The sequence below is a fragment of the Parasphingorhabdus sp. genome (assembly GCF_049667325.1).
In the GTDB taxonomy this organism is placed as follows: domain Bacteria; phylum Pseudomonadota; class Alphaproteobacteria; order Sphingomonadales; family Sphingomonadaceae; genus Parasphingorhabdus.
In genome coordinates, this window is sequence record NZ_JBATHY010000311.1 from 1 (window position 1) to 13,368 (window position 13,368).

The 13,368-nt window shown below is 56.0% G+C and carries 13 protein-coding genes and 1 pseudogene; 2 read left to right on the forward strand and 12 right to left on the reverse strand.

Translation table 11 applies throughout. The annotated features are described in order from the left end of the window. From recA to dapA, 5 genes and pseudogenes are all read right to left on the reverse strand, one after another. Window positions 1-651 (reverse strand): recombinase RecA (recA, locus tag WBM93_RS13365; RefSeq protein WP_424432358.1); only part of this gene is annotated, 651 nt, incomplete at its 3' end. A 147-nt stretch (window positions 652-798) separates the two neighbouring features. Then, window positions 799-3,210 (reverse strand): annotated as a pseudogene (locus WBM93_RS13370) (response regulator). A gap of 19 nt (window positions 3,211-3,229) precedes the next feature. Further along, window positions 3,230-3,844: a DUF2062 domain-containing protein gene (locus WBM93_RS13375; RefSeq protein WP_424432359.1), complete on the reverse strand. Its 615-nt coding sequence runs from the start codon at window positions 3,842-3,844 to the stop codon at window positions 3,230-3,232. After that, window positions 3,837-4,319, reverse strand: coding sequence for an SsrA-binding protein SmpB (gene smpB, locus WBM93_RS13380; protein WP_424432360.1), 483 nt, complete (start codon window positions 4,317-4,319; stop codon window positions 3,837-3,839). The genes WBM93_RS13375 and smpB overlap by 8 nt, the downstream gene beginning before the upstream one ends. After that, the gene (gene dapA, locus WBM93_RS13385; RefSeq protein ID WP_424432361.1) at window positions 4,319-5,194 is read right to left on the reverse strand and encodes a 4-hydroxy-tetrahydrodipicolinate synthase; all 876 of its coding nucleotides are present in this window, start codon (window positions 5,192-5,194) and stop codon (window positions 4,319-4,321) included. Before dapA ends, smpB begins: the two co-directional genes overlap by 1 nt. A gap of 114 nt (window positions 5,195-5,308) precedes the next feature. On the opposite strand from dapA, the gene WBM93_RS13390 reads away from it, so the two are divergent. After that, the gene (locus tag WBM93_RS13390; protein WP_424432362.1) at window positions 5,309-7,288 is read left to right on the forward strand and encodes a transglycosylase SLT domain-containing protein; all 1,980 of its coding nucleotides are present in this window, start codon (window positions 5,309-5,311) and stop codon (window positions 7,286-7,288) included. A 101-nt stretch (window positions 7,289-7,389) separates the two neighbouring features. Here the strand turns inward: WBM93_RS13390 and WBM93_RS13395 are convergent, their stop codons facing one another. Beyond that, a complete protein-coding gene (locus tag WBM93_RS13395) occupies window positions 7,390-8,685 on the reverse strand; it encodes an HD-GYP domain-containing protein (RefSeq protein ID WP_424432363.1) in 1,296 nt (431 codons plus the stop codon). Window positions 8,686-8,924: 239 nt separating this feature from the next. On the opposite strand from WBM93_RS13395, the gene WBM93_RS13400 reads away from it, so the two are divergent. Next, window positions 8,925-9,530 carry a hypothetical protein gene (locus WBM93_RS13400; protein ID WP_424432364.1) on the forward strand — a complete coding sequence of 202 codons (606 nt, stop codon included), beginning with the start codon at window positions 8,925-8,927 and terminating at the stop codon, window positions 9,528-9,530. A gap of 65 nt (window positions 9,531-9,595) precedes the next feature. On the opposite strand, the gene arsB is transcribed toward WBM93_RS13400, so the two are convergent. The 6 genes from arsB to WBM93_RS13430 form a co-directional block, all read right to left on the reverse strand. Continuing rightward, a complete protein-coding gene (gene arsB, locus WBM93_RS13405) occupies window positions 9,596-10,624 on the reverse strand; it encodes an ACR3 family arsenite efflux transporter (protein ID WP_424432365.1) in 1,029 nt (342 codons plus the stop codon). Then, complete coding sequence (locus tag WBM93_RS13410) at window positions 10,624-11,136, reverse strand: arsenate reductase ArsC (protein WP_424432366.1); 513 nt, start codon at window positions 11,134-11,136, stop codon at window positions 10,624-10,626. Before WBM93_RS13410 ends, arsB begins: the two co-directional genes overlap by 1 nt. A gap of 7 nt (window positions 11,137-11,143) precedes the next feature. Then, on the reverse strand, window positions 11,144-11,623 hold the full coding sequence (locus tag WBM93_RS13415; RefSeq protein WP_424432367.1) for an ArsI/CadI family heavy metal resistance metalloenzyme: 480 nt from the start codon (window positions 11,621-11,623) through the stop codon (window positions 11,144-11,146). Then, window positions 11,620-11,949 (reverse strand): ArsR/SmtB family transcription factor, encoded by a 330-nt coding sequence (locus tag WBM93_RS13420; protein ID WP_424432368.1) that lies wholly within the window; start codon window positions 11,947-11,949, stop codon window positions 11,620-11,622. Before WBM93_RS13420 ends, WBM93_RS13415 begins: the two co-directional genes overlap by 4 nt. A gap of 230 nt (window positions 11,950-12,179) precedes the next feature. After that, the gene (locus WBM93_RS13425) at window positions 12,180-12,965 is read right to left on the reverse strand and encodes a polyphosphate kinase 2 family protein (protein ID WP_424432369.1); all 786 of its coding nucleotides are present in this window, start codon (window positions 12,963-12,965) and stop codon (window positions 12,180-12,182) included. A 145-nt stretch (window positions 12,966-13,110) separates the two neighbouring features. Continuing rightward, window positions 13,111-13,368: tetratricopeptide repeat protein (locus tag WBM93_RS13430; protein ID WP_424432370.1), on the reverse strand; the 258-nt coding region annotated here is incomplete at its 5' end.

Sequence of the window (13,368 nt, forward strand, 5' to 3'; positions counted from 1 at the left end):
GACGTACATCACACCGATTTTCATGCGGATCTGGTGGATGAAATTCACCATGCATTTGGAGCGGCTGATCGTACCGGTCAGCTTGCGCAGCGCCTGACTCATCAAACGGGCTTGCAGGCCAACATGGGTATCGCCCATTTCGCCTTCAATCTCAGCGCGCGGAACCAGAGCGGCAACCGAATCGACAACCAATATGTCGATCGCATTGGAACGAACCAATGTATCGGTGATTTCCAAAGCCTGCTCGCCGGTATCGGGCTGGGAGATGATCAACTCGTCGGTATTGACGCCCAGCGCTTTGGCATAGACCGGGTCGAGCGCATGTTCCGCGTCAACAAAGGCAGCCGTGCCGCCCGCTTTCTGTGCTTCGGCGATGACGTGCAAGGCGAGCGTTGTCTTGCCCGAACTTTCCGGTCCGTAAACTTCGATCACGCGTCCTTTTGGTAATCCCCCGATTCCCAACGCAATATCCAGTCCCAGGCTACCGGTGGAGATAGCTTCTATTTCGAGCGCCTTGCGCTGGCCCAGCTTCATCGCCGAGCCCTTGCCAAAGGCACGATCGATCTGCGCCAATGCGGCGTCGAGCGCTTTTTGTCTGTCTGATGAATTCAACTGATTTTCCGATTCTACGACTTTTAAATTGCCGGCCATTTGCCTGTCCCCTTTGCTAAATGCTTAACCATCATCAATCAATGATTGTGATGATGTACCGCATTTGTTCCTAGAGAACAAGGGGGGAACATAAATTTTTTACCAAGAAGCTATTGTATTGAAATATATATGAAATTAGACCGTTTTCTAGTTGGATTTGGCATGTTCGGCCAGAGTTTCCCCTACTGCTTCGGCTATTTGTGCCACCGAAAAGGGTTTGGGAAGAAAATTGACCTTGTCGAGATCAATCGACTTGCGCAATTGTTCCTCGGCATAGCCGGACATGAACAATATCGGCAGATCCGGATAATGTTTGCGGACATGTTTGGCCATGGCGGGGCCATCCATATTCGGCATCACCACATCTGACACGATAATATCAAATTTCTGCTCCTCTCCGTCTTGCGCGGCAAGCAGGCCCAAAGCCTCCTCCCCTTCGCTGGCGGTCACGACCGTATAGCCCTGCCGGATCAGGGCACGCTCCGCGACGGCGCGTACCATATCCTCATCCTCGACCAACAGGATATGGCCGCTTCCCCACAATTCCTTTGCAGCCGTTGCCTTGACTGGCGGCGAACTCAAGGTGGCGCGCGCGACATCTTCTGCGGTGGGATGGTGAACCGGGAAATAGATCGAGAAGGTCGTGCCTTCGCCGGGCTTGGAATCGGCGAATATATAGCCGCCGGATTGCTTGATAATCCCGTAGACCGTCGACAGCCCCAGACCGGTCCCCTTGCCTACCGCTTTGGTCGTAAAAAACGGTTCAAAAATCTTCCCGATAACATGCGGCGGGATACCGTTGCCTGAGTCGGTAAAGATCAGCGCGGTATAATCGCCAACCGGCAGGATATCGCTTTTCAGCGCGCGGACATCTGATGCAACTATCGCTTGGGTCGAGACAGAAATTTTCCCGCCTTTTGGCATGGCGTCCCGGGCGTTTACACCAAGATTGATTATCACTTGCTCGAGCTGTCCTGGATCTGCGCGAACCAGACCGAGGTTGCGACCGTGGCGCACTTCGAGCTCGATCGTTTCGTCGAGCAGGCGCTTGAGCAGGTTCGACACATCCGCCACCACGTCGGGCAATTGCAGCACTTGCGGCCGCAAAGTCTGCTGGCGCGAGAAAGCAAGCAATTGCCGGGTCAGTCCGGCCGCCCGGTTGCTGTTATTCTTGACCTGCTGAATATCGTCATAGTCGCTGTCACCCGGCGCATGGCGGAGCAGCATCAGGTCGCAATGACCGATGATGGCGGTGAGGATATTGTTGAAATCATGGGCCACGCCACCGGCCAACTGTCCAACAGCCTGCATTTTGGTCGCCTGCGCCACCTGGCTCTTCAATTTCGATTCTTCGCTATTGTCCCGGATCGACAGCAGCACCGCCGCTTCGCCGAGTCCACGAACACCGGCGATACCCAATGCTACGGGTTCCTCGCCGCCATTGCGCAACCGCACCGCCAGATCGCCAGCCTTTGGCGGACCGCTGGCATAACGCCGCACGGCATCCGCAACCGCCGATTTGTCATCGCGAATCATCAGGTCGCCGGGATAAAGCGGTTGTTCCTTCTCGCCAATGCCGGCGGTTTTCGCAAAAGCGTCATTGAGAAAGAGAAACCGTCCATCGCGATCGGTCAGCGCCAGGCCCAAGGGCAGCAGCGACAACATCGATTCGACCTGTTCCAGTGCCTTGCCGCGTTCTACCATACCGCCATCGTCATCGATCAGAAGGATCAACGCAGGTCCCTTGTCCTTGTCCCGGTCCAGCGGGACATGGAACAGGCGCACCGGCGTGCCATGCCGTCCTTCGCGTTAGAAAAAGATCGTACCCTTGTCATCGGAGCGCAGGAAATTGATGAAATTGCGACCAGAAATATTAGCGTCAACCCGACCGGTTGCGCGCAGTGCAAAAGCCTGATTGGAAGCCCGTATCCGTCCCTCACCACCAATGACGCTGGCCAATATTCCGGATTCTGAAAATGCCCGGCCGCCGCCTCCGCTGACGAGACGGATCATCTCATCCAGAACGTCTGCCTGAATTTGCGGTATCATCTGCCACAAGAGATATTCATCGCCCTGCCCGGCTCGGACGACCTTTGCGCTATATTCCGCGACTCCGCGTTTCAGGCCTTCAGCATAGCCGCGACCATCCCGCCAAGCGGTGCGGCCAGCAGTCGCAAGCAGTTCATTGCCGCCCGCCTGCAGCGGCAATTCGGGAGGAACAGCCGGTCCATTGAACCATTTGGTGAAAAGCTCGTTGGCACAGACCAGCCGGCCCGCCCGGTCGGTAATCGCCAAACCGATATCCGACTGATCAGCGACCATGCGGGTAACGGCCCAGTCTCCGGGATCCGCACGGTCTTGATCGGTATCCGCCGTTTGCGGACGCAGAAAATAGGCGATCGCTGTCAAGCTGAGTACCAGAGCGGAAAAGGCGGTGATCAGGGCAACATTCTGCACTTGCCAATAGAGTAGCCCGGTGGACGCGAACACCGCCAAGACCAGCAACAGGGCCCTTATCCGCACGCCAATCAGTGCCTTGCGGGTACTGGGATTTAGCAATCCCGTGTTATTCTGCGCCTTACTGGCCATTGCCAGATCTTTCTCCGAGAATTTTTTTCAACCGGTCTTTCCGTTTCCGTCCAATCCACCAACGCCATCCCAGACTGCTTATCAGATAGCCGGTGCCGGCAAAAAATATCGCGAACACTAGAAATCCGAAGGCGGTCACTCCGGCTTCGCGCACCAGCCAGCTCAGCCATTGCCCAAATTCGCTCTGCATTTGCGTGTTGATCGGTTGGCCGGCGGTCATTGCGTCGATCTGCAGGATGAATTTTCCGATCTGGTTCGCCGCCGCGATCCAGAACGGATAGGTCAGAGGATTGGTGATGAATGTGGTAATCGCCGCAATCGGAACATTTGCACGGACCGGAAGCGCGAGAAATACCGCCGCAAATATCTGTCCGACGGGAATCAGAAAAGCAGCCAGCATGCCCAGTGCAACGCCGCGCGGTACCGAACGCCGGGTAAAGCGCCAAAGCTCCGAAACCAGTATGCGGTGGGCAATCGGCTTCAGATATTTGTTGCGTTCCATCCCCGCGCGGGTGGGCATTTTTCTCTGCACCCAATGGACAAAGAGCATGATCAAACGGGCTCCAAAATCCTTGTCGCGGAGATTGGGTTTCTGATTATCCATGTTCGCGCATCAACCGGCCCTGTTGCCGTTTCCAGTCACGATCCTTTTCGGTCTGACGCTTGTCCGGTGCCTTTTTACCCTTGGCCAGCGCCAGCTCGAGTTTCGCCTTTCCCTTGCTGTTGAAATAGATCGACAGCGGCACGACGGTCATGCCCTTGCGCATCACAGCACCATATAATTTGTTGATCTCGCGCCGCTTCAGCAGGAGTTTTCGGGGCCGGGTCGGCGTATGATTATGCCGGTTGCCGTGGCTCCATTCGGGGATATTGGCGTTGATCAGCCAGACCTCGTCATCCTTCACCTCGGCATAGCTTTCGGCAATGGCGCCCGATCCGAACCGAAGCGATTTTACCTCGGTTCCAGTCAGCATGATGCCGGCCTCGAACTTGTCATCCAGATAATAATCATAGCGCGCGCGCCGGTTCTCGGCGACGATCTTTTTTTTGTCAAATTCCTCCGGCCGCGGTTTTGCCATTAGACCAGACCTGCCCCCTCCAGAGCGGAATCCACAGCCTTGCGGCTCGCTTCCGACGGTGGTGTCATCGGTAATCGAAGGTCGATCGGAAAATCTTTCAAGACCCGGGACAATGCATATTTGATCGGGCCCGGAGAAGCATCCGAGAACAAGGCCTTGTGCAGCGGATAGAGCACATCGTTCAACTGGCGCGCTTTGGCATAGTCGCCCGCGGCACAGGCCGCCTGAAATTCGGCGCATAGTTTCGGTGCAACATTGGCGGTAACGGAAATGCAGCCAATACCACCGGCGGCATTGAAAGCGAGCGACAGCTCGTCGACCCCGGAAAGCATCACAAAATCATCGGCGCAATTGAGGCGGTGTTCGGTGACCCGGTCGAGAACGCCGCTGGCATCCTTGATCGCGACAATGCCGGGCAAATGGGACAGCGCGCAAACGGTGTCGGGCAGCATGTCGGTAACGGTGCGCGCCGGTACGTTGTAGAGCACCAGAGGCAGATCAATATTTTCTGTCAGGGTCCTAAAATGCGCGGCAATGCCTTCCTGATTCGGACGGTTATAATAAGGCACGACCACCAGACCTGCCGCCGCCCCACATTTTTTCGAAAAATTGAGGTGTAACAACGCGTTGGTGGTGTCATTCGAGCCGCAACCGGCGATGATCGGCACCCGTCCAGCCGCTTGTTCGACGCAGACTTCGATAACCCGATGGTGCTCGGCATTGGACAATGTGGATGCTTCGCCGGTAGTCCCGCAAGGCACGAGGGCACTGCTGCCCTGGTCGATCTGCCAGTCCACCAGAGCGCGGAACTGGACTTCGGCAAACGATCCGTCGCGAAAAGGGGTCGCCAGAGCCGGAATGGAGCCGGAAAACATGTAATAATCCTTTATATTTACCTTGGAAATTGGCAAAGCCACCACCAAATCAGATTCAACATTAACGGCGATATAGTTCGCCGTTCAGCGCCTGATAAGGAGCCTACCCCCAAAATGTCCAGCATGGTATCAAGAATTGTCATCGCGGCGCTGCTTTTATCTCCTGCTACATGCATGGCTGCCGAACAGGTCAGCTGGCGGGGAGCCGAAAGCGAACTATCCGATCCGACCGGCGGTAACGCCGTTCTCGGCCTGCAACGTTGGCGGGTACTCACCCAGTCCGACAATTATTCCTTTGAGGATTACGCCGGTTTTCTGGTCACTTATCCAGGCTGGCCGGAAGACACCCGGATGCAGCGCAATGCCGAACAGGCGATCAATATCAACAGTTTCTCGCCGAGCCGGGTCCTCGCCTTTTTTGACAGATTTGAACCGATCACCAATGCCGGAGCAGCCAAATATGCAGTCGCACTGCAAGCGGCGGGACAGAGTGACAAAGCCAATGCCATGGCGAAACAGGCATGGCGCGGCGGTACGCTGACCGATGCAGATGAAGTCGCGCTGATATCCCGGTTCAGTTCGGTTCTGACAATTGACGATCACGATGCCCGCATGGATGCGCTGCTCTGGGCGCGGGCAACCCGTGATGCGGCGCGCCAGCTGCCCTTTGCTTCTCCCGCCAGGCGGCCCGTATTTACCGCACGGCTGGCTCAACTGACCGAAGCATCCGATGCCAATATACAGGCCAGCGCGGTCGGCGCCATTGCCCGCGACGATGCCGGTTATCTGGCGGATCGCGCCCGTTACTTGCGCAACAGCGGCCAGAGCTATGCAGCCCGACAATTGCTGGCGACCAGATTACCCCTCCGGGTCAAGCCCGCGATGCCGGACACGTGGTTTGAATCATTGCTGCTCAACGCCGAAGCGGCCGCCAACGACCGGCAATGGACCGTGGCCTATGATATCGCCTCGAAAATCGAAGATGCGTACGACACTCCGACCCGGATCGCCGACCAGAATTCCCGGGTACGGGACAAATATTCCGATCTCGCCTGGGTGGCGGGTACTTCAGCGCTCAACGGAATGCGGCAGCCCGCCAAAGCAATCCGGATGTTTGATCTCTATGCGCAATCCTATGATTCGCCCAACATCACTTCCAAAGGCTATTATTGGGCCGGTCGCGCGGCCGCCGAAGCCGGCCAGACGGAACAGGCCAACGCCTATTTCGAAAAAGCGGCCCGGTTCCCGGACTATTTCTACGGGCAGTTGTCGCTCGAACGGCTTGGCCGCGCGCTACCGGAGTTTAACCGGAAACCGAATGTGGAAATCACCGATGCCGACCGTCGTGCTTATGATGTAGAGCCACTGGTCGTTGCGGTAAAAGCGTCGGTCCGGACCGGACCGTGGCGCGAACAGATCCGCTTTCATCGCGCGCTGGCCAGCAATGCGAAGACCGCGAAAGATTATTTGCTGATCAGCGATCTCGCGACCCGCATCGGCGCGCGCGATCTTGGCGTGATCAAGGGAATCAGTTCGCTCAGTGCCGGTGTCGGCGCGATCGACGAGACCGCCTTTCCGACCATGCCGGTGCCTTTTGGCCACGAAAGCAGCTGGACCCTGATCCACGCGATTACTCGGCAGGAAAGCCAGTTTGCCCAAGGCGCGATCAGCCACGCTGGTGCTCGGGGCCTGATGCAGCTCATGCCGGGCACCGCCCGCGAACAATCCGGCAAGGCAAACCTGTCCTACAATCTTTCCTCGCTGACCGACGATCCGCAATATAATATCCGCCTTGGCAGCGGCTATATCGGGCGCATGATGGATTATTACGGCGGCAGCTATCCGCTCGCCGTCGCGGCCTATAACGCCGGTCCTGGCAACGTAAACAAATGGATCCGTGCCAACGGCGATCCCCGCATGGGCGGAATCGACTGGGTCAAGTGGATCGAGGATATCCCGATTTCAGAGACTCGAAACTATGTAAAACGGGTGCTGGAAAATGCCGTGGTTTACGACACGAAAAACCCGCGCGGGCCGACGATCCGGAGCGAGACACCGCTGTCGCGCTATATCGGGAAAAACGATCGCGGTTGAGCATCGACTTCTGCAAAACCCCGCCCGTCAGCATATAGATTATCGGTGCTGAAATTGTCGGGCGCTTATCTACCCTGCAACGGCAGGTGGCGTTCAATCGATCACGTGGCTGCCGGTTTACTCAACAATTCGGCAGAAAAGCTCGTCCAGTCTGAAAATCCCCAGTCTTCAGGGTCCTCTATCGCAAGCAGCTTTCGCGATCGTTTGCGGCCGATGTCGATATCTTTGGGAACAATTTTGCGATCCTTTTCCAGCGAGAGAAAGCTTCGCACAATCGGCGCAGAATAGTTGGAAGGCGATTCTCCGATCACCATAGCCAGCTCGTCCTGATCCAGCCGCACCAGCGTTCCGACGGGCAGGATCCCGAGGCTGTCGACAAAATCGCGAAGGATGAGCTGGTCAAAGTGGCCGGACCAGGACTGCATCTCGGCCAGCGCCTCGGATGCTGAAAGGGGAGTGTTATAGGATCGCTGGGACGTGATCGCGTCGTAGACATCGCAGATGGTGGACATGCGGGTAAAGATACTCAGATTGTCGGCAGATATTTTTCCTGGATATCCGGTTCCATCCATTTTCTCATGATGTCTCAGACAGACCTCGAGAGCGATGTTGCTGACACCTTCCGACGCCGCCAAGATGTCGTGACCGCGTTGAGGATGGTTGCGAATAATGTTCCATTCACTCTCGTCGAGCTTCCCCGGCTTGGATAGAATACTCGCCGGGATGGATGTCTTTCCGACGTCATGCAAAAGACCGGCCATGCCGATATCGTGCATTTGCTGTTCGGGAAACCCCATTTTGCGGGCCAGATTGACCATCAGGGCGCAAACCGAAACGGAATGGAGATAGGTATATTCATCCTTCGATTTTATACGGGCGATATTGAGTATTATTGTTGGATCGACATTGACCGATCTGGATATCTGTTTGACCAGAGGGGCCAATTTTCGCGACTTGACCGAATTGCCAAGGCGCGCGTCTTCAAACAAAGCCATCACGGCCGCTCGCGAGCGCTTGATCGTACCGGTTGCTTTGCGAACTTCCGCGGCGCGCTCACGTGGAGACAGCCGATTGAAAACCGGTTTCGCAACTTCCCGCAAATAGGATCTGGGTCTTGCGAGAGCCGATAATTCCTGCAACCTCGCCGATTTGGGCGAACACGCGGACGCTTTCGCGGGCCGGGGCTGCGCCACAGTCTCCGACGACAGCAATAGTTTTTTGCCCCGCGATTCGTCGATCGTGACCCGCTCCACATCACTGGAAACAATCTGCTCGATCTGTTCGCGATCGTTCAGCAGAAACCGCGATCGCCAGAATGGATGGTCAAACCAAGACCCTTCCATGGAATGGATGAACATTCCCGGCTCAAGTTGATTGGTCCGGATTTTACGCAGCATTTGCCAATTTTCTCAACCCTGATCAATAATATCTTCTATTCACGGCGGGATTGGCGATCGCTTCAGCAGGTGATCGACCTTTTTACCCGTTTTGCCCTGCGTGTTATCGGCTCCGAACTTCTTGGTCGCAGCATCCCTAACCGGGGCTGAGCCGATATCGTAAAAATTTGAGCGCCGTTGTAACCAATTTGACGATCGGATAGAATAGTCGTCTAACCATCGAAAAATCTGGAGAAACCATGGTACAGCCGACCCGCAACCTGACAACGTCTGTATCGATCATGCTGCTGCTGACCGTGGCCACGCAATTAATATATATAGCGACCCTCAGCGGTGTCGGGATTATCGAAGGCTGGCCTCTGCGGTCGACGATCTGGACGACGGAACTTCTGCTGTTTACCGCTATCGTGATCGCTTCTCTAGTCGGCCTGATTCGCTCGCCGGATTTGCAATGGGGATGGGCCGCGCTGGTGGTCGCCGGACTGGTCAACATGATTCAGTCGGGCATTGGACTTTCTATGTTTCTGCCGGCGACCCGGGCCGGAGCGGACTTTGCACCGCTGATGGGTACCGTACTTGCGGGGTCTTTTCTGTTTTATTTTCTGGCTAAGGCAATCGTCGGATTGGCCGCGCTGATTTTCGGCCTTTCGCTGTTTCGCAGAGACAAGTCGATCGGCCGCGTGGTCGGTGCGCTCAGCGCGATTAGCGGCGCGGTTGCAATTGCCTTGAATGTCGCTGCCATTAATCTGGGATTGGGTTCGGTGCCATTCTCCGGAGCGAGCGGCGCAATCGCGACATTTTTTGCCGGTTGCGCGCTCTGGTTATCCTCCCGCCATTCGGAATGATGACCTGCCTTGTCCAAACAGACTGAATCCAACCCGTTGCAACATTGAACGGATTTGAGTTGTCGTCATTGATGACCGAAGTTTTTCTTCGTCCGGTTCGCGATCGCCACCAGCGACAGCATGACCGGCACTTCGACCAACACTCCGACCACCGTGGCCAGGGCCGCGCCGCTGGACAGACCGAACAGGCCGATCGCCACAGCAACCGCCAGCTCAAAAAAGTTGGACGTTCCGATCAGCGCACAGGGCGCCGCGATATTATGCGGCAATTTCCACATCCAGGCGGCTGCATAGGCGACCGCGAATATGCCATAGGATTGCAATATGATCGGGATCGCGATCAGCACGATCAGCACCGGTTGCGAGATGATGGTCTGGGCCTGGAAAGCAAACAACAGAACCACAGTCGCCAATAGTCCAACAATGGATGTCGGTTTCAGACGATCGGTAAAATGATCCACGGCCTCGATATCGCCGGCGTGGCTGGCGATGACAACCCGCCGGGTGACAGCACCGGCGACGAGGGGTATGACCACATAGAGCCCCACCGATAGCAGCAGGGTCTGCCACGGTATCGCGATGTCGGTTACACCCAGCAGCAATGCGACAATCGGCGCAAAGGCAATAATCATGATCAGATCATTCACCGATACCTGCACCAATGTGTAGGCTGCATCGCCCTTGGTCATCTGCGACCAGACAAATACCATCGCCGTGCACGGGGCCGCGCCGAGCAGGATCAGGCCAGCGATATATTGCTGGGCATCTTCGCCGGATATGATCCCGCGATAAATGAAGTTGAAGAACAAAACCGCGAGAGCGGCCATCGTGAATGGCTTGATCAGCCAATTCACAATGATGGTGATAATCAGCCCCTTAGGCTTGCCGCCGATGTCGCGCAGGCTACCGAAATCGACCGCGACCATCATCGGATAGATCATCGCCCAGATAAGGACGGCGACCACCAGATTGACCGAAGCAACTTCCAGCTGCGCAATCAGGCCGAACAATTCCGGTGCAACATTGCCCAAAAGGATGCCGGCGACAATCGCCAGTCCGACCCACAAGGACAGCCAGCGTTCAAAAAGACCCACTACGCACTCCTTTCCCTGATCGACTCTTCGGTGCCAATTGCCGTCAGCATTTTCTTGATGTCGAGCGGATCCACGGAATCGAGCGGCAAATCGAGCATCCGCCGGATCCGGTTGCGCATAAAATCGAACGCATTCAGAAATGCTTCGCGCTGGCCATCGCCCTCCACCTCCGCGGGGTCGTCAATACCCCAATGCACCGACACGGGATGTCCCAGCCAAACCGGACAGACTTCCTTTTCCGCGTTGCCGCATACCGTGAAAATAAAATTTATGTGGGGGGCGTCTTCTGCCGCAAATTCGTCCCAGCTCTTTGAACGCAAGTTGCTCGTGTCAAACTCCTGTTGATTGAGGATTTCCAGCGCCATGGGGTGAACATCACCCCTTGGAAAACTGCCGGCGCTATAAGCCCTGAACCGGCCTTCGCCTTCGCGGTTGAGTATCGCCTCACCCAATATCGAGCGTGCAGAATTCCCCGTGCAGAGGAACAGCACATTATAAACTTTATCTCTCATAGGAATATCAGCAGCAGGATGATGATGCGGCGGGCGCGGGTGCCATTTGCGGCGTGCAGCAGGCTCCTTCTGACGCCTTGTCGGAAGTCAGCTGGTCGAGATCGACGCGATTGCCATATTCGGTCACTTCGCCGTTGGTGAGAAATGCTTCCCAGGCGATGCCGTCGGGATCAACCGTCCAGTTTTTCTCGGACTGGGCATAGCAACAGGTCGTCGCGCCTTCGTCAAATATCGCTCCACCGGCATCCTTGATCCGGCCGTAAACGCCCGCCAGTTCTTCGGCATTTTCCGACTGGATCCCGATATGTTCGATGCCACGTTTCGTCCCCGGATTGCTCGACATCGCAAAATTGACGCGCGGGTCTTCGAGCATCCATTTGGCATAGTCCGATTTCAACACACTGGGCTCGGCGCCGAATAGTTTCGAGTAGAAAGCCACTGACTTTTCAAGGCTTTCGACGGAAAGGTGGATGTGCATTCTGTTCATTTGCAAGCTCCTTTGGACGTGAGAAGGTCGACCGCGCAGGCATCCCCTGCACAGCAATTTTCGAGTAGATAAGCGACGAGCTGGTTCATCACCGCATAGTCCGCACGGTAGATCAATGTCCGCGACTGCCGCTCCTGACTGATCAGGCCGGCGCGGGTCAGGTGGGTCAGATGAAAGGATAGAGAGCTCGGTGGAACGCCCAACTGCTCGGCAATCGCGCCAGCCGCAAGGCCATCGCTTCCGGCCTGCACCAGCAAGCGGAATATTGACAATCGATGCTCTTGAGCGAGTGAGGCCAAAGCGGTTACGGCTTGATCTGGTTGCATGAACGACTCCAATGCTTCGATAATTGTCGAAATATAGAATCATTAGGCGTTGGTCAAGAACATTTCGACTTTTATCGAAATGTTGGTGTGGAAAACCGGACCGGGTACCTCGAAGACAGCAAAACATGCTTCCAAGTCTTCCATTGACGGCACATTGCACCGCTGATCTTGATGTCGATTATTGGGATGAAATTACCAGAAAACAGGACGTTACCGACGACGGCTTGGCTTCAATCCTTAACCTCGTAGCCAAAAGCTTCCTCGGCCAGTTTCACCAGTTCCGGATCAGGCTCGGGCAATTCTTCAGGCAATGCTGCTTCCAGCACATCGGCGACATGGGTCATCGCGGCGATCCGCGCGGATTTCTTGTCATTGCCGTCGATCACCTTCCAGGGCGCCCAGCGGGTGTCGGTGTTTTCGAACATGTCGTGGGTCGCCGCGAGATATTCCTCGCGCTTTTCCCGGTTGCGAAAATCTTCGGCGGTGATCTTCCAGCGCTTGTGCGGCGTATCGAGCCGCTTGGCGAGGCGTTCATCCTGCTCTTCCTGGGTCGTGTGGAAGAATAGTTTGACCAGATTGGTGCCACCATCAATCTGCTGGGCTTCGAATTCGTTGATCTCGTCATAGCCCCGTTTCCATTCTGCCTTGGTGCAGTATCCTTCGACCCGCTCGACCAGCACGCGGCCATACCAGCTGCGGTCAAACACGCCGATTTCGCGGCTGCCCGGCAATTTCTGCCAGAAGCGCCAGAGGAAATGACGGTCTTTCTCTTCCTTGGTCGGTGCGCCGATCGGCCAGACGTCAAAATAGCGCGGGTCCCATTCCCCGGTCATACGGCGGATCGCCCCGCCCTTGCCTGCCGCGTCCCAGCCTTCGAACACGAGTATCGACCGGCGGCCGTGAATGATATGCTTGAAATGAACATGCGCCAGCCGGTCCTGCAGCGCTTTCAGCGCCTCATCATAATCTCCGTCAAATTTGTCGCCGGATTCATAGTCGGACAGGTTTATGGTCATTTGTGCTCCGTCACCCCATAGTTAATCCGGGGTCGAGGTTTAGTGGTTGCAACCGTCGCTACCAGACGCTCTGGCTGCAGCGCCAGGTTCAGCCTGATGATATACTATAATCCGCTGACTTGAGCCAACCGGTTAACCCTGTTCATCAGCTTTGATTTTCGGGTTCGCTAGATTGGCGCAATCCCCATTCGTCCAGCGCGCGCTGATGGGCGCTCGTGCGATTTATGGCTTCGCTCACTTCAAACTTTCCGGGAGACAAGCTCATCGCCTCGTCATAATGAGCCAGCGCATTATCGAGATCGCCCCGCTGTTCTGCACAAAGCCCGCGATTAAAGGCCAGCGAGAGATGGACCAGCCCGTTCTGCGCGGCTTCGTCCCACATCCGGCAGGCTTCTGCCGGATT

Excerpts from the sequence above, each read along its gene's own strand:
- WBM93_RS13375 (WP_424432359.1), bottom strand. The coding sequence starts at position 3,844 with ATGGATAATCAGAAACCCAATCTCCGCGACAAGGATTTTGGAGCCCGT.
- smpB (WP_424432360.1), bottom strand. The coding sequence starts at position 4,319 with ATGGCAAAACCGCGGCCGGAGGAATTTGACAAAAAAAAGATCGTCGCC.
- dapA (WP_424432361.1), bottom strand. The coding sequence starts at position 5,194 with ATGTTTTCCGGCTCCATTCCGGCTCTGGCGACCCCTTTTCGCGACGGA.
- WBM93_RS13390 (WP_424432362.1), top strand. The coding sequence starts at position 5,309 with ATGTCCAGCATGGTATCAAGAATTGTCATCGCGGCGCTGCTTTTATCT.
- WBM93_RS13395 (WP_424432363.1), bottom strand. The coding sequence starts at position 8,685 with ATGCTGCGTAAAATCCGGACCAATCAACTTGAGCCGGGAATGTTCATC.
- WBM93_RS13400 (WP_424432364.1), top strand. The coding sequence starts at position 8,925 with ATGGTACAGCCGACCCGCAACCTGACAACGTCTGTATCGATCATGCTG.
- WBM93_RS13410 (WP_424432366.1), bottom strand. The coding sequence starts at position 11,136 with ATGAGAGATAAAGTTTATAATGTGCTGTTCCTCTGCACGGGGAATTCT.
- WBM93_RS13415 (WP_424432367.1), bottom strand. The coding sequence starts at position 11,623 with ATGAACAGAATGCACATCCACCTTTCCGTCGAAAGCCTTGAAAAGTCA.
- WBM93_RS13420 (WP_424432368.1), bottom strand. The coding sequence starts at position 11,949 with ATGCAACCAGATCAAGCCGTAACCGCTTTGGCCTCACTCGCTCAAGAG.
- WBM93_RS13425 (WP_424432369.1), bottom strand. The coding sequence starts at position 12,965 with ATGACCATAAACCTGTCCGACTATGAATCCGGCGACAAATTTGACGGA.